Genomic DNA, 21,444 nt, shown 5'->3' on the forward strand with positions numbered 1-21,444 from the left:
CGTGAAACTTTAGGCCTCAAGGTTTCACCTCTCGCGTGGGGCCCGGCGCCTAGTAGTTCTGCATCGCGTACGTGGCGGCGCGCTCGAAGAGCACCCCGTCGACGGGCAGGGCGTTCGCGACGAACTCGGCACGGAGGATCTCGAACACGTTGGTGCTGCCGCGTGTTTTGAGTGCTTGATCGAGTTTCATCGCGAGTTTTTCCTCCACGATGCTGCCGTCGGTGTTCTCACGCAGAACGTCGAGGAGTCCGCGAAGCCGCTTTTCGACCGTGGATTCCTCTTCTCGCGGCTCAATGCCGTTTTTCTTGTCCTCATTTGCGGCGGCGGCGAGGCGCGACATGGCCTTAACGAAGACGTCGAGTGCGTCTTCGCTACCCTGCATCATCTGGCTAAATTGTTCTTGATCGCTATCGATATCAAACAGTGCTTCGACAACTTTGCGACGCATCGTATGGGACTTTGAGAGGGCGCTCTCGGAGTTTTTACTCGCGAGCTGTTCGACCTCCTCGTCGCCCGTGAGCTTTTCCCACACTGCATAAACATTGCGTCTGCTCGTGGAATCCGAAATGTCGATTCCGGCTGCCGCAAACAGTTCGTTGACCTGTTCCACCGCTTGTTGAAACGCTCCCTGCAGCGGGTCGCCTTCACCGCCAGAAGACACTCGCCCGTCGAATCCCGGGACGGGAAGCGGCGCGCGCGCCTGATCGATGTCAAGCTCAAGCGCTTCCCCACGATCAACGTCGCCTGTGACTGCGGTCGCGACGATGTCCACACCAGTCACAAAGTCGTCTTCTGTACCGCGGGTTCCGAGCTTGAGGTTGCGCGCGAGGATGTCGGCAAACACCGCGCGCTTGTGGAGCGTGACTTCTTGGAAGTCGATGAACTGGCTGAGGAAGTCCCACGCATGCACGTATTTCACGAGGTTTGCGCGGAAGTCGGTGGCAATCGCCTTGTTTTCTGCGTCGTCGTTCGCGATCGCGGCCCGGTACATGTCCGTCCACCTCGTGACAACCGGTCCGAGGCGGCCTTGGATCAACGAGTCCTTACGCCTCACATCGATGTCGCGGTCGAGCACAACGTTCGCGACTGCTTCCATCTCTTCTTGGTCGTAAAACGGCGAAGAATCAAGCAGGCGGCCAAGGTCAGGCAACGCGTTCGGGTCCACGCTCGTGTCGATCGTGGCTTGGGAATAGTACGGCTGAAACGCGCCGAGGATCGCTTCGGGAGAGTTCACGAAATCCACGACGTAAGTTTTCGTTTTGTTTTTCGAGGGCATCGTGCGGTTAAGCCTCGAGAGAGTTTGCACGGCGAGCACTCCGGAAAGGGGTTTATCGACGTACATTGCGGAAAGGCGCGGTTCGTCGAAGCCGGTGACGAATTTGTTGGCGACGATGAGGAACTTGTAACTGTCCCCGTCGAACATCGCGGTCGTTTCCATACGCCTGGAACCGTCGGACCTGTTCTCGTTGTTGAGCGAGGACTCGGTGACGACGTGCTCGTTATACGGATCGCGGGAAACATTCAGCGGCTGCGAGAAGGCGACGAGGGCCTGCATGCCTCGATACTTTGGATCGCTCGCGATGACGTCTTGCACGGCCCTAAACCATGTATAAGCGCCCATTCGATCGTCACACACAACCATCGCTTTGGCCGTCGAGCCGAGGAGGGGCCGCACATTGTTGTGGAAGTGCTCGACGGCCACCTCTGCTTTGGCGTGGATAGTTTTTTCGTGTGAGCGCACGAACCGCACGAGCGCGGCTGTGGCCTCCCCCAGCACCACGTCGTCTTCGCGGCCAAGCTTGTCTTCAATCCTCGCGTAAAGGTCAAGGGAGATGTAGTTCTGCAGAACGTCGAGGATGAAGTTTTCGTCGATGGCCTGCGCCATTGAATACAGGTCGAAGGGGTAGCGCCGGTCGGGGTTCTCCGGATCTTTTTCACCGAAGACCGCGAGGGTGCGCGCTTTGGGTGTCGCCGTGAACGCCACGATCGTGATGTTGGTGGCTTTCGCGACGGCCGAATCTTCGAGCATCGTGCGGCGGTCCTTTTCGACGCGCGTAAGGCCGCCGTCGTTTGCCTCCCCCTCATCAGCGGCCTCTTCGGCTGCGCGCTGCGCTGCTTCCGCAACGTCACCGGGGAGGTCCGAGAGAGTTTCGAGGAGGGAACGTGAGGCTTTGCCGTGCTGGGAGGAGTGAGCCTCGTCAATGATCAAGAGCCACCTGCGGCCACGAAGTGCCGGCGAATCCTCGATGAGCTGTGCAAGCGCGGGGAACGTTTGAATCGTGGTGGAGAGGATCCGTTTGCCCTGCGAGAGGTAATGCCGGAGTTTTTCGGATTTCGAGGTGTCGTCGCTCGTAATGTTTTGGACCATGCCTTCGGCGGCCTGGAGGAGCGAGAGCCCGTCGGCAACGTTGCGGTCGAGCGAGGTGCGGTCGGTGACGACAATGACACAGTCGAACAGCTTCGTGCCGTCCCCGTGGAGCATTTTGTTGGCGCGGTGCGCAAGCCAGGCGATGGTTTTGGTTTTGCCGGATCCGGCGGAGTGCTGGATGAGGTACCGCTTGCCGGCTACTCCGCGGCGCATATCGTCGGTGACACGCTCCACGGAGCGCAACTGGTGGAAGCGCGGGAATATAAGCCGGCCGTCAGTGCCTTTGGAGGATGGCTCCCACAGCGCGTAGTCCCTGATAATTCGCAAGAGCAATTCGGGGGTGAGTACCTTTTCCCACAGGTACGCAACGCGGTACCCGTTGGGGTTGGCGGGGTTTCCGGCCCGGCCTTCTTCGGTGCCCTGGTTGAACGGCAGGAACACGGTGTCTTTGCCCTTGAGCTCAGTGGTCATCATGACTTCGCTCGAGGAGACGGCGAAGTGCACGAGGCAGCGCCCCGGATTCAACAGAGGACGGGAGGATTTCTTGGGGATGCGGTCGCGGCGGTATTGGGCAACGGCGTCGGCGATCGACTGGGTGTTGTCGGTTTTGAGTTCCATCGTGACGACGGGGATGCCATTGACGAGGAGAACGAGGTCGATTTCTCCGCCGTTGCCTTTTTCGAAGTGGACTTGTTGGAGCACCCGCAGCCGGTTCACCTCGGCCTTTTCCACGGCGTCTGTTTTTGCGGGGTCGTAAGGAAAGAACCCTGCCATGTCGGGAAAGATGACGGTTCCACGGTCTGCCTGAGTGAAGGAGAAACCGTCGCGCAGCGTGCCGAGCAGGCCACCATCAACCTTGCGTGTGATCCCGTCGAGTCGCGGTTTCCTGTCGAGTTCTTTCGCAAGTCGACGAAGCAGTCGCGTTTCGCGTGCCTTACGTTCGACCTCGCTTGCTTCTGCCGGGATCGCCCGCTCGTATTCGTCCGGATACTGCGTGGAGAGCCAATGGAGCACGTCACCGGGAAACAGCCCGAGTTCCGGATCAAAGCCGCGGTCGTTTGCGCCCTCATCCCAGCTCCATCCCTGAGTAGCAAGCGACCGGCAGATCGTCAGCTCCATCGCTTCTTCATGAATCGGGTTCACCATGACCTAAACCTTCTTCCGTCCCGTCACCACTTCGGTAATAAGTGCCGTTTTCCGCGCCTTAAGGTTCTCGATGAGCTCCGTTGCTTCCTTGATGAGGGAGTCCATCTCGGCAGTCTCACGGTCAAGTTCGTCCGCGATTTCTCTTTGTTTTTTATCTGGCGGGACGACAAACTTTTGGTCAAAAAATAGTTGGATATCGAGATTCTGGATACCTGTAGTCTGCTTTATGCACGGGACGGTATTCCCTCTAACGAAACTCGAGCGTAACACATATGCCCAAAACCTATTGGATTGACCATTTTTCAATCGCAAGACTTCGATAAAGTTCGCACACATCGCCGCGCCGGAACCTCTATATAACACCACGGATCCAACTGGGGTTTTTGCTCCACCACCCGACTTTTCTAATAGTAGATCGCCTGAAGACAGACATTTTTGCTTCAGGACCTTTGTTGAGTAAGAACGGGTTGTAGGGATATTTTTACTGACTGATGAAGTTCCGCGATTGAAATCTGCCACACGCACACAAGTTACATCGACCTCATTTTGCCCAGCTTCCACACCCCACTCACCCGCAAAATGGTCGCTAATTAAGAATTTTAATGAATGTTTCGGATAACCGCCACGCTCTCTAGAGGCTTCTGACACGTATTGAGCAACGTGCTTTTCAATCAAACGAGCACGCCGAGTAACTAAATCATCGACTAGATTATCAAGCTCAACAACAAGAGCATCCATTTCGCGAACCTCTTCGTCGAGGTAGTCCGCGATCCGCCGCTGATCCATCAACGACAACCGAGGCACCCTGGCACGGGAGATTAGGCTAGCACTTAGCAACGGCGCCCCGTATATATTTGGTCTAGCCGCCGCAGAGAGGAAAACAGGAAACGCATAATAAGCGAAACCAGCATCCAAATACCTCGAGGGCCGAAAAGTAGCTATAGCTTCATTCGTATACATTGGGGAGCTAACAATTGAAGTCATCCCCACAGAAAGCTTAAAGGAAAAAAGTAGATCACCCGGGTTAGATAGCTTCGGATGTCCAGCCTCGCGCACAGCTACATCAGAGATCCTCTGGCGTGTATCCGAGATATAGTGAGAATTCAAGTCTGCGATAGTTGCCCACTTGTTAACGCCGCTATAAAAAGCAGAGTTCTTTGAAGACGGAGTCCATCCCGAGGTGAAGTGCGCGATCGCGCCTAAAGGGACTAAAGGGAACCTGCATTCTTCGAGCGCACCATATGGAATATCAGTTTTCATGAGCTTCCATCTCCTTGAACTTCGCATAGATGCGCTCGAGGGAGGCCGCGATGGCGGCGTCGAGCTCTTCGAGAGAGCGGGTTTCCTCGGGCTTGTAAAACAGGCGAGTGAGTGGGAGTTCGGTGCCCACTTTTGCGGCGCTTTCGTCCCACTCCATGTCGGGCACGAACGGGAGCACTTCGCGCTGCATGTGTTCGGTGACGTTCTCGGTATAGGGAATTCGCTCGGTGAGCTTACTGGACGCATCGATCACAGAGCGCCCCTTCTCATCGAGCGACTGCGGAGCGCTTTCGTCGACAACGGCGAGGGTACTCATGATGTGCTTCAAAAGTGGCGCGCCCATTTTTACGCCGTGCTTTTTCGCCGAGGCCTTCAGTGCCTTCGGCAGCTCGTTGTACGTCTTGCCCGCCATCTCGCGGATCACGGCTTCGTGTTCGGGGAAGGCCGACTTGTGGTCGAGTGCCTGCTCGACGGTCTCGTCGGTGACGGACACCGAATAGCGTGCCACCTTGAACATGGGGACATCGCGGAAGGTGAGCTCATCGGGAGTCACGATGATGGAACGCTCGTTAGGTTCGAAATCTTTATAGAGCTTCGTGATCTCACGAATATTGGTTTCGCTCAGCTCCACGCGCTTTTGACCCATATTTTTACGCATCGGCGCATACATCTCGGTCGCGTCAATAAACTGGATCTTCCCGCGTCTACGCGGCTCCTTGTTGCGATCCAGGATCCATACGTAGGTGGCAATGCCGGTGTTGTAGAACATGTCGTTCGGCAGTGCGATGATCGCCTCGAGAATGTCGGTTCCACCCTCGGCGCCGATGAGGAACTTACGGATGCCGTCCGGTCCTGACTCAGCATCGCCCGTAAATAACGGTGAGCCATTCGTGACCACCGCAGCTCGCCCGCCCTTGGTCGGGCCGTTCGCAGGCGCAAGCTTGTGCGCAATGTGCATGAGGAAGAGCATCTGCCCATCACTCACCGACGGCAGGCCCTCCGAGAATCGAGGATCTCCCAGCTCCTGGAGCTCCTTGATTTTTCCCTGGAACGCCTTCCACGACGACCCGTAGGGAGGATTCGCGAGGATGTAATCGAACTTTTGATCCTTGTACTGATCGTTGGTCAGGGAGTTACCGGACTTGAGAACCTCGGGATCTTTGAACCCCTGCATGAGCAGGTCTGATTTGCCGAGTGCGTACGACGATTCCTTGAGTTCTTGGCCCGCGATCACGACGTCGATGCCCGGGTTGATCTGGCGAAGCGCGTTGCGCGCCGTAATGAGCATGCCGCACGTGCCAGCCGTCGGATCGTAAACCGAACGGATAATGCCGCTTTCCTCAAGCTCGGTGTCATCGGATGTGAACAGAATCGAGGTCATGAGCCGCACAGCGTCACGCGGGGTATAAAACTCACCGGCATCCTTCGCCTTGCGGGCGAACGAGCGGTACATGAGGTTCTCGAAAATGTCCCCCATCGTTTGATCCTGGAGGGCAGCATCACTCATATCGATCGAAGCGAAGTGGCTCACCATGTTCCACAGTTGGTCGTTGCGAGCGAGGAAATCGATGAGCTTATCGAACTCGAAGGCATCCCAAATCCCGAGGATGTTCGCCGAAAACGCGTTGAGATACTGCTTGAGGCCTGACTTCAGCTCATCGTCGGACGCCGCAAGCCGTTCAAGCGAAAGGCCCGACGTATTCCAAAACCGAAGACCAAACTGATTCTCGATCTTGAGGGCAACGATATGCGGTAGCGTCCCTTTCGCCGACTCACGCCTCACAAGCTCAAGCACCTGAGGCTTCGTCGACTCGAGCCGCCCCTCGAGGCGCCGCAGCACCGTGAACGGGATGATGTAATCACCGTAGTTCTCTGCGGGAACGATGAGGCGAAGGAAATCGTCGGCAGTTTGCCACACTGCCCTCTCCAACACGTTCACCTTTGCCGTTTGTTTCGGAGTGATCGAATCGAGGAGTTCAGAAGTGTCGGTCATCGCCCGTTCCCGTAATTCATGCAGCTGACGGTTTAATTCTCTCATAGCGACGAGTCCCCGCATTCGCCCTCATTAGTGACGCCTCATCCCTAACCCGTGCTCGATGAGGGGTATCGCGCCATGTTGGACTGGTTGGACGCGTACCCATGACCGGTAGCACGAACGCTCGACTAGTCCACCCGCCACGGAAGCCGACTAGCCCGGATGGCTGCCAAAGATCTGGGCGTCCCCCTTCCAGGGGGACGCCCAGGTCGTGTGCACTTCAACAGTTCTATGCGTTCAGTTTTTTAGGATCCGCGGAATTCCCATCGCCGACGTTGAAACGATTCGGTTGACAAGAAACTCCTCGCGTAGGAGTTCCATGACCCTTTCGGGCCAGGAAGTCCCCGGCGAAACAATACGAAGAATGTGCGCCATCACGGTTAGTGCACCAAAAACCCGCTCACTTTGCCCCTCCGGAAGTTGACTGAACCGCGGCTGCATTCTCAACGCCGCAGTCGGCGCTGGTGTCAAGGACCTGTTCCACAAACGTCCGTGATGCGCACAGATGTTACGGACGATCGTCAACTGCTCAAACCACGACACCATCGGTGATCGAGCTTTGACCTTGCGCTGTTGGTTCTTTGACAGGGATTCTGTCTCGAAAACGAACCCCAGCGCCTCAGCAACCTCGCGCTGATCTTTGCTGCCCAAACCTTCAAAAGCCTTGGATATGTCAGCGAAGTCAAGAACTTCAGCAAGCACCCAGAAAGGATACTGGGCGGCGTAATGATCTCTGTAATGACTTATTGCTTCATTATGCTTTCGCGCGCGTCCGATCCGTTTTTTGGCGACGTTCAACCAGCTAGCGTGATCAAAAGAAGGACGGAAGCGAGCCGGGTCGGTGTACCCCACCGGATCGGGGTCGCACAGCACTTCCCCTACTCGGGCACGCAACGCTACCTCGACTCGCTCCATACCGTCATGGACCAAAGTTCGCAGTTTTCGATCTGCTTCGTATAGTGCAACGACATCCGCAAAGGACACATCTGGCCGAAAACAGTCAGAACGCGCAAGACGCCCCTTTCGCACCCTCGCCGGGTACCAATAAGCAGAAAGCCGGTAGTAAGACACGTTGGCCAACCACTGGCGAGCCAAGTCGTCGTCCACTTGCATCCCCCGAGAACGCAGAATCTCGATCTGCTGGTCGATGCTCGTCGCGGGTTTAAGCGACCTGCTCACAAGGCCCGCCCTCCTGCCAGATAGAAATCCAGCCCACTCACGACTGGTGCCGTGGCGGGCTGAACTGTTGGCATCATATTAGCAGAGATTCGGCGCCGGCGCCGACGCAAAACTCCTCAGGCGTGCTGCGAAGCTGACCCGCGGAAGCTACACCACATGGGGCGCAGATTCGCCATAACGCCCTGAAAATCAACCGCCATTTCGGCGGTGAAATCGCAGGCCATTGGAACCCTTGGGGAGTCCATGCCAGGATTCGAGCCGACCAGCGGTCGCCATCCCCCATTTCTGCCTCGGCGACCCCCTAAGACCGTGTCAAAGGGTCGCTCAGCACGGGAAGCCTTTGAGATTTACACGTCAATCTCCCGCCCCAGCACCCAATCGGGAATCATCACCTCGCGGGCGTAGTAATCGAAGATGGGGGCGGCTTCTGCTGCGGTCCAGACGTCTTCGGGATAAACCTGGATGCTCGGGTAGCGGGGGTGGATCGCCGAAGTTTCATCGCCCTCCGGTTCTTCGCGACAGAGAACAAAGTGCACGTAGGTGCCGTCGGATCTGGTGTAACGAAACTCGATGGTGAGGCGCTCGGCAGTGCCCGCGCACTGAAGGTACTGGTCAAGATAGTCGGGGCTGGCAAACTCCTCGTCTGCCGGGTAGTGCCATAGCACGAGCGAATGGAGATTCTCGCCGTCCATGCGCTCGAGGGTGTGCTCGAAGCCGATTTTGCACTCACGCTTCGCCTCGTACGAGGTTTCACCGTTGATTGTCAGGGCCGGTGCCCACTCGGTCTCCATCATGGGGGACAATCTAGCACGACGAAATAAGGGGGATGGCGCCCGCGACAGGATTCGAACCTACGACCTTCTGCTCCGGAGGCAGACGCTCTATCCACTGAGCTACGCGGGCAACCGTGCCAGTTTAGCAAGATCAGGCACGGGGCGCGCCTTGGGGGCGCGAAACGTGATGCGCTAGGCGGGAACGGGCAACTGGGCGCCGTGAAGAACTGCCGACGGATCCGCCGCGATACCGAGGCCGCTCGGCTCGGCGCCGCTGCGCACAAGCAGATCGCCGACGGCGGCGATCATCGCGCCGTTGTCCGTGCACAAATGCGGTGGTGGCACGCGCAGCTCGATACCGAGCTTGTCGCACTGCTCCTGCGCCTTCTGGCGAAGATGCCGGTTCGCGGCGACACCTCCCACGATGACGAGGGTGCTCAGCTTCTTCTCCTGGCACGCCTTCACGGCCTTGGTCACGAGCACGTCCACAACTGCTTCCTCGAACGAGGCTGCAATATCCGCGACGGGAACGGCCGCGCCCGTGCGCTCGATCTGCTCGACGGTACGGGCCACGGCCGTTTTTACGCCAGAGAAGGAGAATGTGTACGGATGATCGCCCGCACGAAGCATCGCGCGCGGGAAACGGAAAGCTTCGCGGTCCCCCTCGAGTGCGGCCTTCGAAATTGCGGGGCCGCCCGGGTAGCCGAGGCCCAGCAGACGCGAGACCTTATCGAATGCTTCGCCCGCGGCGTCGTCCAGCGTGTCACCGAGGTGCACGATCGGGTCACGCACGAGGTCGCGGACCTCGAGGATCGACGTGTGCCCACCCGAGACGATCAGGATGATGCTGTGCTCGGGAAGCGGGCCATGCTCGAGCGTGTCCGCGGCAGCGTGCCCAGCGAGGTGGTGCACGCCATAAAGAGGCTTATCGAGGGCCCACGCAATCGACTTCGCCGCCGCAAGCCCCACGTGCACGGCGGTGGCGAGGCCGGGGCCGGACGTTGCGGCCACGTGCGTGATGTCTTTCGGCTCAAGGCCAGCGTCCTGCAGCGCGATCCGGAGGGTGGGAACAACCGCATCGAGGTGGGCACGGGCGGCGATTTCAGGAACCACTCCCCCGAATTCCGCGTGTTTCGACGCGGACGAGGCAAGCCCCTGACCTAGAAGTTTTCCTTCACTGACAATTCCGAAGCCGGTCTCATCGCACGAGGACTCGACTCCGAGAACGACCGGGCTCAACGCCACAGCGACATCGGATCGACGTGGCTCTCGCCCTTCTTGAGGCCAAAGTGAAGATGGCAGCCCGTTGAACGGCCGGTGGAGCCAACCTTGCCCACCTGCTGGCCCTTCTCAACCGTGTCGCCAGCGCGCACAGATACGGATGAAAGGTGGTAGTACTCGGTTTCCACGCCGTTGCCGTGCTCGATCACGACGGCATTGCCGCTCGCGGAGCTCTTGTAACCGGCGAGCGCGGCGGTGCCGGACTCGGCGGCGTACACGGGGGTGCCGCAGTTCGCGCCGAAGTCAACGCCGTCGTGCATCTTGCGGTACCCGAGGGTGGGGTGAACGCGGTAACCAAACGGGGAGGTGATGGGGGCACCGGGTGTGGGCTTTTGCCACTCGCCATCGCCGGCGACCTCACCGAGGCCAGCGGCTTCAACTTCGGTCTGCTCGACTTCGGCCTCGAGGTTCCCCTCAATCGCGGTATCCGCGTAGCTGATCTGGTCACTCTGCACGGCCGCGGGAAGCGCGGCGCTCTGCACAGCCGCCGTTTCCTCAGCAACTTCCTGTTGTTGTGGGGCGATGGCCTCCGACGTGGCCTCGACGCTCGACGGGAGAACCGTGCCCTGATCGGCAGCGGCAGCAGCAAGCGGAACGGCGATCGTCGCCGTGGCGAGGGCGCCTACGACACCAACCTTGACGGCCGAGCTCGCGGCCTCCGAGTTGCGCCTGGTCCCCTGTGCTGGCTGGAGGGGCCTCATCTGAGCCCTTCCGGCTGCGCGATGCTTCGCCACGGTGTTCGTCCTTTTACCACGTTGATGATCAGTGCTCGCGCGGGGGTGCCGCGCAGGCCCTCACGGATGGGGAAGCTCCGCTTTTAGGACCACTACTAACGTAGGCCCACGAACAGCCCCAATCGGCCCACCTGAACGAGTGATTGCCGAATTTTTACTGTCTGCGTCTCGCGCATCACTTCCCAGGCGCGCGTTCGACCCACACAGCAACGCGCCACACACATTGCTGTGTGTGGCGCGTCACGTCTCTTTACCGAGGGGTCTACGCTCGAGCGCCCGCGGGGCGAGCACCGGCTAGGCGCTGGCGCTGCATAACGTCATTGACCTCGCCCACGAGCTCCTCGAGAACGTCTTCGAGGAACACCGCACCCACACTCCTGTGGTTCGCGGAATCAACGCGGGCCATGTGCGCACCGTTGTACTGCATGGCGCGCAGTACCTCCTCTACGTCGTCATCGTCGGCCACCGAGACGACCGCGCGAACCTTGCCCGGGCTCACCGGGGTCGTGTACACCGAGGGGTCTTCGCCATCAAGCACGATCATGTCCTTGAGGTGCAGGTAGCCCACGAGGTCTCCCGCGTCATTCTTCACACCGAGACGGCTGAATCCGGTACGCGCCACGATCTCCTCGAACTTCTGCGGAGTGATGCCGTAGCCGACCGTCACCACGTCCTCCATGGGCACCATGACGTCGCCCGCGACATGGTCGGAGAACTGGATCGCCCCCTTGAGCAGCCCCTGTTCGTCGTCAAGAAGCCCTTCGCGTTCTGATTCGTCCACGATTGCGGCGATATCTTCTGCCGTGAACTGCGATGACACTTCGTTCTGCGGTTCTACCCCGAGGAGGCGCAGCGCCGCATTTGCGGTGGCGTTAAGGAGCCAAATCACGGGACGCAAAATCTTTGTGAGCCACACGAGGGGCGGCGCGAGAAGACGAGCGGCCCCCACCGGAAGCGCAATCGAGAGGTTCTTCGGCACCATCTCGCCAAGCACCACGTGCAAGTAGCTCGCAATGAGAAGCGCGATCGTGAACGAGATCGGATGCACGAGCGCCTCGGGAACACCGAAGCTTTCGAAGATCGGCTCAATGAGATGGGCAATAGCGGGCTCGGCTACCGCACCGAGCGTCACCGAGCACACGGTTACCCCGAATTGTGCGGTGGCGAGCATGAGCGACACGTGCTGAATCGCCCACAGCGCGGTTTTCGCACCGGGCTTGCCTTCGGCCGCGAGCGGCTCAAGCTGGCTGCGGCGCACGCTCATCACGGCAAATTCAGCACCCACGAAGTACGCGTTGCCCGCGAGCATCGCGAGACCAATCAGAAGTGCGGCGAGGTCACTCATTGCTGCCCTCCTCCTCGTCTTCCGTGCGCGCACGCGCCTCGTCGGAAAGTAATTTCATGTCTACGGTGTCCACGCGGCGGCCATCGAGGTCCACGACCTCGAAGCGCACGCCCGGCACCTCCACCACGTCACCGACCTCCGGGAGCCGCTCGAGGCGGTCCATGATAAGACCGCCGAGGGTTTCATAGTCGGGAGATTCGGGGATGATGACCCCCATGTCACGGCGAATCTCATCGGGGCGCATGAGCCCCGAAACCGTCCACTCGTCCACCCCGCCCTGGGCAAAGCGCTCGGGTTCATCGGTGTCGTGTTCATCGGAAACCTCGCCCACGATCTCTTCAATCACGTCTTCGAGCGTGACGATTCCGGCCGTGCCGCCGTACTCGTCGATCACCACGGCGAGCTGTGCGCCTTGGGCACGCAGATCCTCGAGAAGTGAGTCGAGGCCCACCGTTTCAGGCACGCGCACAACTTCGCTCATGATCTCCTCCACGCGCGTGCGCGAACGCTCGGAGGGCGGGAGCTTGATCGCTTGGCGGGCCTGCACGATCCCCACAACGTCGTCTTCACTCTCGTCGGTCACGGGAAAACGCGATTTGCCAGAATCGGCGGTGAGGGCGAGCACTTCCGACGCCGGCTCGCTCATATCGATGCTGATCATCGCTCCGCGATGCGTCATGACGTCGGCAGCCGTTCGGTCCGCAAGTTGAAGCGTGCGGGAAAGTAGCACCGCGGTGCCCTCATCAAGGGTGCCTGCCTGAGCCGAGTGGCGCACGAGCGAATCGAGCTCGGCGGGTGAGCGCGCCGCCGAGAGCTCTTCTTGCGGCTCAACTCCGAGGAGGCGCAAGAAGAAGTTCGCGGTCGCGTTAAACATGATGATGAGCGGCTTGAGTGCGATCGTGAAGCCGTGCTGCATCGGTGCCACAATCTTGGCCGTCTCAAATGGCGCCGCGATTGCAAGGTTCTTCGGGATGAGTTCACCGAACACGACCGAAAAGCCGTAGGAAAGCACCATCGCCAGCGCAAGCGCGGTCGTGGACACAATCGAGGCCTCGAGCCCCGTGAACGACAGCAGGCTCGAGAGCACGTTGGTCAGCGGATCTTTGACCGCAAAACCAAAAATGAGCGTGGTGATGGTGATGCCTACCTGCGCACCCGACAGGTTCGTCGAGAGGTGGGTGAGGGCATTCATCACGCCCTTCGCCCCCTTATCGCCACGCGCCACGGCCTTTTCCACCGTGTGTTTATCGAGCGCCACGAGGGAGAATTCTGAGGCCACGAAGATGGCCGTTCCGGCGGTCAGGAGAAGGCCCACGCCGAGGAGGATCCAGGTCATCATGCCCGCTCACCACCCGCGAGCGTCAAAGCCGAGGTACCGCTCGAGCGGCGAAGGTGAGGGGGCATGGAACTTCGAGGTGGTGAATCGTTTTCGTTCATCGTACGCGCCACTATAGTGCACGTTTCCTTCACAGCCGCACGAGATTTTGCGCAATAGGGTTGAGATCATGATGAGCACTTCACCCACACCCGCGAACGCCGCGGAATCGCACGCCAGAATCGTCGTTGTGGAAGATGAGCGCACGATCGCGCGCACGATCAGCGACCGCTTGAGCGCCGAAGGCTGGACCGTCGCGATCGCCCACGATGGCCCTTCGGGGGTCGCGACAATCGAGAACTTTAAACCCGATGCGGTCGTCCTCGATGTCATGCTTCCCGGTTTCGATGGACTCGAGGTGTGCCGCCGCGTGAGGGGCCTCGGCGAGTTCGGGGTACTCATGCTCACTGCCCGTGACGAGGAATCCGACATGCTTGTGGGACTCGGCGTGGGGGCAGATGACTACATGACCAAGCCCTTCTCGATGCGCGAACTCGTGGCACGCCTCAAGGCCCTCGTGCGGCGCGTGCGCCGAAACGCCGCCACACCGGAGGCGGACGCACCCTCGAAGATTGAGCTCGGGGACCTCGTGATCGACCGCGACTCGCGACGCGTCGCACGCGGCGGAAACGAAGCACACCTCACGCCCACCGAATACGACCTTCTCGTATGTCTCGCGCTCGCGCCCGGAACGGTGCTCACGCGCGAACAACTCCTCGAAGACGTGTGGGATTGGGTGGATGCGACCGGCACCCGCACGGTGGATTCCCACGTCAAGGCGCTTCGCCGGAAGCTCGGGAGCGACCTCGTGAGAACCGTCCACGGGGTGGGGTATGCCCTTGAGGTTCCGGAAGGTGAGCTCGCGTGAGGGTTCCGACGCAGGCCCTCGACTTATCGCCCCTTCAGCGCTTTGGCTCGTTCAAGGTCAAACTGGGCGTCATCGTTGCCGTATCCGTGCTCGTCGCCGCACTCCTTGGCTGGGCCGGTTCAGCTGCGGGACTCAATCCCCTGCTCTTCATCCCGCTCACGGTGCTCGCCGCTCTCGTCGTGACACAGATCCTCGCGCGGGGCATGACGCGGCCCCTGAGAGAAATGACCGTCGCCGCGAAGGCCATGGCACTCGGAGATTACGGCAGGCGCGTCACCACAAAATCTCGCGACGAGGTGGGGCAGCTCGCGTCAGCCTTTAATACGATGTCCGCCGAGCTTGCCCGCACGGATGAGCTCCGCCGCGACCTCGTGGCAAACGTCTCCCACGAGCTGCGTACCCCAGTCGCGGCTCTGCGCGGCCAGCTGGAAAACATGGTCGACGGCGTAACCCCCGCGACGCCCGAGAGTCTCGAGATTGCGCTCAGCGAGACTGAACGCCTCACGCGGCTCGTCACCCATCTCCTCGACCTCTCACGGCTCGAGGCCGGAGTCGTGGATATTGAGCGCGAGCGCATTGCCCTCACGCCGTTTCTTCACGAAGCCGTGGACAGCGCCCAACTTGCCGCACGTGTGCAAGAGCGTGACGTGCGCTTCGTGATCGACGTTCAGCCGCAAGAGTTAAGCGTGACCGCCGATCCCGCGCGCATTCACCAAGTCATCGCGAACCTGCTCGACAACGCCTCGCGCCATTCGCCGAGCGGCGGCACAATCTATGTGCGCGCGTGGGAGTTCAAGAACACAGGTTCGATCGCCATCGAGGTGCGTGACCAGGGCCCCGGCATCGCCGAAGCAGATCGCGAAGCCGTTTTCGAACGTTTCGAACGCGGCGGAACTCCCGATCAGAGCGGCGGCACAGGCCTGGGCCTCGCGATCGCGCGCTGGGCCGTGGAGCTTCATGGCGGAACGATCGAGGTGATCGACCATCCGGGGCGCGATTCTGCGGACCCGAGCTCGACGATCCGCGTTCTGCTCCCGAACACCCCCCAACGTGACGAGCACGCGCTCGGTTAGTCTTGGGCGTAAACATTCTCCCACAGTGAAAGAGGCGATGGTCCGTGCACGAGGCCCACGAACAAGCATCGGGCGATTCCTTCGGGCCGAATCAGTGGCTCGTGGACGAGCTACGCGCGCAGTTCGAGAAGGACCCCGGTAGCGTCGATCCATCGTGGGCCGCCTACTTCTCTTCGCACCCGCGAACGGCGAACGCACCGAGGCGCGAAGATGCGCACGATGCCGAACACACTGAAGCGCAGGCAGAGCCCGAGCCTCCCGCCCCCGTCGCCGAACCTGCCGAGCGGTGCTCGCGCGAGAAAGATTCGATGGTCACCCATAGCCACAGCGGAATCTCGTCAGCGTCGGACCGCCCCCGCACCCCGACCACCGAACTCCCCGCCCTTGCCCCATTCGAACCCACCGAACCCGAGCCGAGCCGCATGCGCGGCCCCGCCGCCGCGATCGTCAAAAACATGGACGAATCGCTCACAATCCCTACCGCGACAAGCGTGCGCGATATCCCCGTCAAACTCATGTTCGACAATCGCGAGGTCATCAACGGGCACCTCCGCCGCATGCGTGACGGCAAGGTGAGCTTCACCCACCTCATTGGCTACGCCATGGTCGAGGCCATCAGCGAAGTCACCGATATGAACAACGGCTTCGAAACGCGAGAGGGCAAGCCCACGTTGCTCACGCGCGAGGACATCAACTTCGGCCTCGCGATCGATATTCGCAGGGCCGACGGTCGCCGAGGCCTCGTCGTTCCCAATATCAAAGGCGCGCAGCGCCTCACCTTCCGGCAGTTCCGCCGCGAATACGACAAGATCGTCAAACGCGCGAGGAGCGGGAAGCTCACGATCGCCGACTTCGAGGACACGACGGTATCGCTCACGAATCCCGGGGGGATCGGCACCGTGCACTCGGTTCCGCGCCTCATGAAGGGCCAAGGCGTGATCGTGGGCGTGGGCGCGATGAATTACCCCGCGGCCTTCCAGGGAGCAAGCCCTGAAACCCTCGCCCAACTCGCCGTTTCGAAGGTCATGACGCTCACCTCGACGTACGACCACCGCGTGATCCAGGGTGCGACCTCTGGCGAGTTTCTGCGCGTCATGGCCAACAAGCTCATGGGGCTCGACGGCTTCTACGAGCGGATCTTCACCTCGATGCGCGTCCCCTACGAGCCGATCCAGTGGGTTCCCGACAACCCGCTCAAGGACTCCGATCAGGAAAAGTTCGCGCACGTCATGGACCTCATCCACGCGTATCGCACGCGCGGGCACCTCGTCGCGGACATCGACCCCCTCCAGTACCGCCAGCGCAAGCACCCGGATCTCGACGTTTCCACCTATGGGCTTACCCTGTGGGACCTCGACCGCACATTCCCCACGCGCGGCTTCGGCGGAACCGAACGCGCGACCTTGCGCGAGATCATCGAGAAACTTCGCGATGCGTATTCACGCACAACGGGCGTTGAGTACATGCATCTCACCGACCCCGAAGAGCGCCTCTGGTTCCAGGCGCAAATCGAGCGCCCGCGCGATCCATTCACCAAGCAAGAGCTCACCCACATCATGGATCGTTTGAATGCCGCGGAGGCGTTCGAGCAGTTCCTCCAAACGAAATACGTGGGCCAGCGGCGCTTCTCGCTCGAGGGCGGCGAGGCCATGATTCCGCTTCTCGACACGGTCATGTCGGGCGCCGCGCGCGCTGGAATGGATGAAGTGTGCATCGGCATGTCCCACCGCGGGCGCCTCAACGTGCTCGCAAACCTCGCGGGCAAAAGCCACGCCCAAATCTTCCAGGAGTTTGAAGGTACCGAGGACGTCGACGAACTCGGTTCGGGCGACGTGAAGTACCACCTCGGCACCGAAGGTTCGTTCACATCGTGGGATGGCCACAGCACAAAGGTGTACCTCGCGGCGAACCCGAGCCACCTCGAAGCCGTCAACCCCGTTCTCGAAGGGATCGTGCGCGCGAAGCAAGACCGCTCCACGAACCGCACGCTCGACTTCCCCATCCTTCCGATCCTCGTGCACGGCGATGCGGCGTTTGCCGGTCAGGGTGTCGTGACCGAAACTCTCAACCTTTCCGAGCTTCGCGGGTACCGCACGGGCGGCACGATTCACGTGGTGGTCAACAACCAAATCGGATTCACCACCTCGCCGGCTTCCTCACGCAGCTCGTTCTATTCGACTGATATCGCGAAGGGCACGCAGCTGCCGATCTTCCACGTGAACGGCGATGATCCCGAGGCCGTCGTGCGCGCCGCCGAAATCGCGTTTGCGTATCGCCAGCGATTCCACCGCGACATCGTGATCGACATGGTGTGCTACCGCCGCCGCGGGCACAACGAGGGCGATGACCCCTCGATGACGCAGCCGCTCATGTACAAGATCATCGAGAACAAACCGAGCGTGCGCAATCTGTTCACGCAGACCCTTCTCGAGCGGGGCGACCTCTCCGACGACGAACTCCAAGGGGTCGTCGAAAACTTCCACTCCCACCTCGAGAATGCGTTTGCCGGCTCGCGCGCGGGCGCCGACGTGCACGGGGCGAGCGTGCGTGGCCTCGAGCTTCCCGACTCACAGCAAGCGACCGAGCCGTCTCACGAAGCAGCCGCGTTCGACACGGGCGTAGAGCGCAAAATCCTGGAAAAGATCGCCGATGCGCACGCCGCCTATCCGGATGACTTCACGCCGCACCCCAAGATCGCGCAGCTCGCCACGCGACGCATCGCGATGAGCCGCACGGGCGGCATCGACTGGGGTTTCGGTGAAATTCTCGCGTTTGGCTCGCTCCTCGTTGAGGGCCGCCCCGTGCGCCTCGCCGGTCAGGACTCCCGGCGCGGAACCTTCACGCAACGCCACGCCGTGTTCATCGACGGCAAAACTCAGGACACGTGGACCCCTCTCCAACATCTCGACCGCCACCAGGCAACCTTCAGCGTGTTCGATTCGTCGCTCAGCGAGTTCGCGGCCCTAGGCTTCGAATACGGCTACTCGGTGGAAGCGCTCGACTCCCTCGTCTTGTGGGAAGCGCAGTTTGGCGATTTCGCGAACGGCGCGCAAACGATCATCGATGAGTTCATCGCCAGTAGCGAACAAAAGTGGGGCCAGCGTTCAGGCGTGACCCTACTCCTCCCCCACGGCTTCGAAGGCCAGGGACCTGACCACAGTTCCGCACGCCCCGAGCGTCTCCTCCAACTGTGCGCCGAAAGCAATATGCGGATCGCCGCGCCCTCGACGCCAGCGAACTACTTCCACTTGCTGAGGCGCCAGGCGAAGCGACCCCGCAAACGCCCCCTCATCGTGCTCACACCCAAATCGATGCTGCGCAATAGAGCCGCCGCGAGCAGCGTAGAGGAGTTCCTCTCCGGCACATTCATGCCGGTCATTCCCGATCAGCACCGCACTCCAGAGCGTGTCACTCGCGTGCTCCTATGCTCCGGAAAGATCTACTGGGAGCTCGAAAAGGAGCGACACAGTCGCGGCGATGAAGAAACGGCGATCGTTCGCCTCGAGCAGCTCTCTCCCCTTCCCAGCGACGCCCTGCGCGACGCGCTTGCGCCGTTCGGCGACGCACCGCTCACGTGGGTGCAGGAAGAACCCCTCAACCAGGGCGCGTGGGGCCATCTCGCGATGAACCTCCCGCGTGATCTCTCCTGCCGCCTCCACGTCCTCGCGCGCCCCGCCTCCGCGAGCCCCGCAGCGGGTACCATGAAAAGACACATCGCAGAGCAACGCGAACTTCTCGAGCGCGCCTTCTCCAAGGACACACTCGAGAGGTAACGGGAAAACCGCGCGAGCCAAGCGCCGCACACAAGGCGTAGGCAAGCGTCGGAACCCCCCCTTGAACCGCCAGAACCGCCATCGACGCCAACCGAAGGAAACGCACGTGACTTCTTCCCCCGCCCCCACCAAGCCGCGCGTTCGCGTGATTGCCCTCGGCGACGAAATGCTTGCCGGCGCCGGCGACCAGCGCGCGATGGGATGGTTTACTCGCGCCCTCGCGCAACACAATGGCTCGGGTGACCTCGTGGACTCCTACGCCGTTGCGATCCCGGGTGAGACCACCGCGGCGCTCGCACGGCGCTGGGAAAATGACGTGACGCGCCTGCTTGACACGCACAACACGGGCGACATTGACGACACGCAGCACCGCGTGGTGCTCGCCCTGGGCCGCGCCGATCTCGATGCCGGGATCAGCATTGCGCGCTCGCGCCTCAACCTCGCGACCGTGCTCGACGGCCTCGGGCACCTCAGGATTCCCGCGTTCGTCGTGGGGCCCGCCCCTTCGAGGGATCGCGCCCGCACCGACGCAATCATCGAACTCTCGCATGCCTTCCACGACGTGTGTGCACGACGCCGCATCCCTTACGTTGACCCGGCGGCGGCGCTCGCCCACCACGATCAGTACCTCGCTGACGTCGCGCGTTCGGAGCGTGACCTGCCCTCGCAGACGGGCTATGGGCTTATCACGTGGCTCGTGCTGCACGGCGAATTCTCGGCGTTCCTCGCCGTCCAGTAGCGGCACCACGCGCGTGATGTTGATCCCCTCACCACGAGGGCCCCGCAACCGCGCACGCAAAGTATGAGAGAATGCCGGGGTTGCCTTTGCACCTCGGTGCGGGCATTGCCACGCGAACCGAACGAAAAGGAGAGTGCCATGAGCAAGCGCGGACGCAAGCGCAAGTCGCGTAGGAAGAACAGCGCGAACCACGGTAAGCGCCCCAGCGCCTGAGCAACGCGCTCGGCACGCGAATTCCGTACAAACGCCCGGCTGAATGATTCAGCCGGGCGTTTCGCTGTGTTTGTCGCTCTTTCGCGCGATCTCCGAAAGGGTTTCTCCCCTAGGTTCGCGTAGGGCCCTCGCTCGTGCGGGTCACGGCGATCGATTCGCTTCGCACGCTCCCATTGGCGCCGTAGCTCACGCGCACCTCGCGATACGTGAGGGTGCGTGCCGAGCCACGAACGCGCTCGCGTAACTCTTCGGAAGCCCGCCCCGAGCATGAGGAGCGCAGAAGCTGACGCACGAGGCGAGCCTGCTCGATCTCTCGCGCGCACGCCGCGCATTCACCAAGGTGGCTTTCAAGTTCGACCGCTTCGGCGTCACTCAGCCGCCCCGTGAGGGCGCGATCAACCCGAGCCATGAGTCGCTCAAGCGCTGGATCACACACGAGTGGCACCTTTCTGTGGTCGCGGATCGGTCGGCGCGACGCCGAACTTCACGGCGCCCACCACGAAGTTGAACGCTCCTAAGGAACGCTTTATTCCCCTCATGCTTTCTGATCCCCGCCATCGGCGTCGCTCGCATCGCGCAAGTAGCCGCGCTCGCGCGCATACTGCTCGAGCGAGGCCCGCAAGAGCCCGCGCCCGCGGTGGATGCGCGACATCACGGTGCCAATCGGCGTGCCCATAATCTCGGCGATTTCCTTGTAGGAAAACCCCTCAACGTCGGCGAGATAAACCGCCTCGCGGTAGTCCTCGCGAAGGTCGTTGAGGGCGTCTTGGATATCGCCCTCGGGAAGGAGAGCGAGAGCTTCCGTTTCGGCGCTTCGAAGCCCCGTGCTGTCGTGAGAGGCTGCGCGGGCCAGTTGCCAATCCTCAACTTGCTCCCCGCCGGATTCCTTGGGCCGGCGCTGCGCCTTGCGGTACGACGAAATGAAGGCGTTGTGCATGATGCGGAAAAGCCAAGCACGCATATTCGTGCCCGCTTTGAAGCTCGTGGAGGCGCGAAAGGCCCTCACGTACGTGTCCTGCACGAGATCCTCGGCATCGTGCTGATGGCGCGTAAGGCGCAGCGCGCCTGAATAAAGCGCATCGATGTGGCTCAGCGCCTCACGTTCAAACTCTTCAGGGCTGAGCGCCGTATCCGGCGTACTCTCCACATTCGCTGCGGCGCCTTGCTCGGCTCGCTCCACCGCATCCTCCACGTGGTTCCCCCGAGCGGGGAACGCTTCTTTTTCGCTCATTACTTTCGACTCTACGCTGTTCAGGTGGGAGTTTCATGCGGTGCGATAGTC

General features: G+C 61.0%; 16 protein-coding genes and 1 tRNA gene. 5 read left to right on the plus strand and 12 right to left on the minus strand.

The window, feature by feature from the left end:
* Positions 1 to 49: 49 nt before the first annotated feature.
* The 10 genes from D8M36_RS02225 to D8M36_RS02270 form a co-directional block, all read right to left on the minus strand.
* Positions 50 to 3,514 (minus strand): type I restriction endonuclease subunit R, encoded by a 3,465-nt coding sequence (locus D8M36_RS02225; RefSeq protein WP_126846349.1) that lies wholly within the window; start codon positions 3,512 to 3,514, stop codon positions 50 to 52.
* Between the two features lie 3 nt (positions 3,515 to 3,517).
* Complete coding sequence (locus D8M36_RS02230; protein ID WP_161970184.1) at positions 3,518 to 4,774, minus strand: restriction endonuclease subunit S; 1,257 nt, start codon at positions 4,772 to 4,774, stop codon at positions 3,518 to 3,520.
* On the minus strand, positions 4,764 to 6,767 hold the full coding sequence (locus D8M36_RS02235) for a type I restriction-modification system subunit M (RefSeq protein WP_126846352.1): 2,004 nt from the start codon (positions 6,765 to 6,767) through the stop codon (positions 4,764 to 4,766). The genes D8M36_RS02230 and D8M36_RS02235 overlap by 11 nt, the downstream gene beginning before the upstream one ends.
* 279 nt (positions 6,768 to 7,046) lie before the next feature.
* Positions 7,047 to 7,988, minus strand: a complete 942-nt coding sequence (locus D8M36_RS02240) for an Abi family protein (RefSeq protein WP_238638346.1) — start codon at positions 7,986 to 7,988, stop codon at positions 7,047 to 7,049.
* A 347-nt stretch (positions 7,989 to 8,335) separates the two neighbouring features.
* Positions 8,336 to 8,782 (minus strand): hypothetical protein, encoded by a 447-nt coding sequence (locus D8M36_RS02245; RefSeq protein WP_126846354.1) that lies wholly within the window; start codon positions 8,780 to 8,782, stop codon positions 8,336 to 8,338.
* A 33-nt stretch (positions 8,783 to 8,815) separates the two neighbouring features.
* Positions 8,816 to 8,891: transfer RNA gene (locus D8M36_RS02250), tRNA-Arg, on the minus strand.
* A 62-nt stretch (positions 8,892 to 8,953) separates the two neighbouring features.
* Positions 8,954 to 10,006, minus strand: a complete 1,053-nt coding sequence (gene tsaD, locus D8M36_RS02255) for a tRNA (adenosine(37)-N6)-threonylcarbamoyltransferase complex transferase subunit TsaD (protein WP_126846372.1) — start codon at positions 10,004 to 10,006, stop codon at positions 8,954 to 8,956.
* Positions 9,997 to 10,776, minus strand: a complete 780-nt coding sequence (locus tag D8M36_RS02260; protein WP_236886221.1) for a M23 family metallopeptidase — start codon at positions 10,774 to 10,776, stop codon at positions 9,997 to 9,999. Before D8M36_RS02260 ends, tsaD begins: the two co-directional genes overlap by 10 nt.
* Before the next feature lie 262 nt (positions 10,777 to 11,038).
* Positions 11,039 to 12,121, minus strand: a complete 1,083-nt coding sequence (locus D8M36_RS02265) for a hemolysin family protein (protein ID WP_065248030.1) — start codon at positions 12,119 to 12,121, stop codon at positions 11,039 to 11,041.
* A complete protein-coding gene (locus D8M36_RS02270; protein WP_238638347.1) occupies positions 12,114 to 13,460 on the minus strand; it encodes a hemolysin family protein in 1,347 nt (448 codons plus the stop codon). Before D8M36_RS02270 ends, D8M36_RS02265 begins: the two co-directional genes overlap by 8 nt.
* A 166-nt stretch (positions 13,461 to 13,626) precedes the next feature.
* Between D8M36_RS02270 and D8M36_RS02275 the strand changes: the two genes are divergently transcribed.
* The 5 genes from D8M36_RS02275 (at position 13,627) to D8M36_RS10450 (ending at position 20,162) form a co-directional block, all read left to right on the plus strand.
* Entirely contained in the window at positions 13,627 to 14,364 is a 738-nt protein-coding gene (locus D8M36_RS02275; protein WP_153246495.1) for a response regulator transcription factor, read from the plus strand.
* Positions 14,361 to 15,437 (plus strand): HAMP domain-containing sensor histidine kinase, encoded by a 1,077-nt coding sequence (locus D8M36_RS02280; protein ID WP_126846389.1) that lies wholly within the window; start codon positions 14,361 to 14,363, stop codon positions 15,435 to 15,437. Before D8M36_RS02275 ends, D8M36_RS02280 begins: the two co-directional genes overlap by 4 nt.
* A 44-nt stretch (positions 15,438 to 15,481) precedes the next feature.
* The gene (locus D8M36_RS02285; protein WP_126846391.1) at positions 15,482 to 19,210 is read left to right on the plus strand and encodes a multifunctional oxoglutarate decarboxylase/oxoglutarate dehydrogenase thiamine pyrophosphate-binding subunit/dihydrolipoyllysine-residue succinyltransferase subunit; all 3,729 of its coding nucleotides are present in this window, start codon (positions 15,482 to 15,484) and stop codon (positions 19,208 to 19,210) included.
* 106 nt (positions 19,211 to 19,316) lie between these two features.
* The gene (locus D8M36_RS02290; RefSeq protein ID WP_126846393.1) at positions 19,317 to 19,949 is read left to right on the plus strand and encodes a GDSL-type esterase/lipase family protein; all 633 of its coding nucleotides are present in this window, start codon (positions 19,317 to 19,319) and stop codon (positions 19,947 to 19,949) included.
* Between the two features lie 138 nt (positions 19,950 to 20,087).
* A complete protein-coding gene (locus tag D8M36_RS10450; RefSeq protein WP_371327113.1) occupies positions 20,088 to 20,162 on the plus strand; it encodes a 50S ribosomal protein bL37 in 75 nt (24 codons plus the stop codon).
* Positions 20,163 to 20,271: 109 nt separating this feature from the next.
* Here D8M36_RS10450 and D8M36_RS02295 read toward each other — a convergent pair whose 3' ends face one another.
* Both D8M36_RS02295 and D8M36_RS02300 read right to left on the minus strand, forming a co-directional pair.
* Positions 20,272 to 20,598, minus strand: a complete 327-nt coding sequence (locus tag D8M36_RS02295) for an anti-sigma factor family protein (protein WP_126846395.1) — start codon at positions 20,596 to 20,598, stop codon at positions 20,272 to 20,274.
* Positions 20,599 to 20,697: 99 nt separating this feature from the next.
* On the minus strand, positions 20,698 to 21,393 hold the full coding sequence (locus D8M36_RS02300; RefSeq protein ID WP_126846397.1) for a sigma-70 family RNA polymerase sigma factor: 696 nt from the start codon (positions 21,391 to 21,393) through the stop codon (positions 20,698 to 20,700).
* Positions 21,394 to 21,444: the final 51 nt, after the last annotated feature.

The organism is Dermabacter sp. HSID17554 (assembly GCF_003989295.1).
Taxonomy (GTDB): domain Bacteria; phylum Actinomycetota; class Actinomycetes; order Actinomycetales; family Dermabacteraceae; genus Dermabacter; species Dermabacter vaginalis.

Excerpts from the sequence above, each read along its gene's own strand:
- D8M36_RS02225 (WP_126846349.1), bottom strand. The coding sequence starts at position 3,514 with ATGGTGAACCCGATTCATGAAGAAGCGATGGAGCTGACGATCTGCCGG.
- D8M36_RS02230 (WP_161970184.1), bottom strand. The coding sequence starts at position 4,774 with ATGAAAACTGATATTCCATATGGTGCGCTCGAAGAATGCAGGTTCCCT.
- D8M36_RS02235 (WP_126846352.1), bottom strand. The coding sequence starts at position 6,767 with ATGACCGACACTTCTGAACTCCTCGATTCGATCACTCCGAAACAAACG.
- D8M36_RS02245 (WP_126846354.1), bottom strand. The coding sequence starts at position 8,782 with ATGATGGAGACCGAGTGGGCACCGGCCCTGACAATCAACGGTGAAACC.
- D8M36_RS02265 (WP_065248030.1), bottom strand. The coding sequence starts at position 12,121 with ATGAGTGACCTCGCCGCACTTCTGATTGGTCTCGCGATGCTCGCGGGC.
- D8M36_RS02270 (WP_238638347.1), bottom strand. The coding sequence starts at position 13,460 with ATGATGACCTGGATCCTCCTCGGCGTGGGCCTTCTCCTGACCGCCGGA.
- D8M36_RS02275 (WP_153246495.1), top strand. The coding sequence starts at position 13,627 with ATGATGAGCACTTCACCCACACCCGCGAACGCCGCGGAATCGCACGCC.
- D8M36_RS02300 (WP_126846397.1), bottom strand. The coding sequence starts at position 21,393 with ATGAGCGAAAAAGAAGCGTTCCCCGCTCGGGGGAACCACGTGGAGGAT.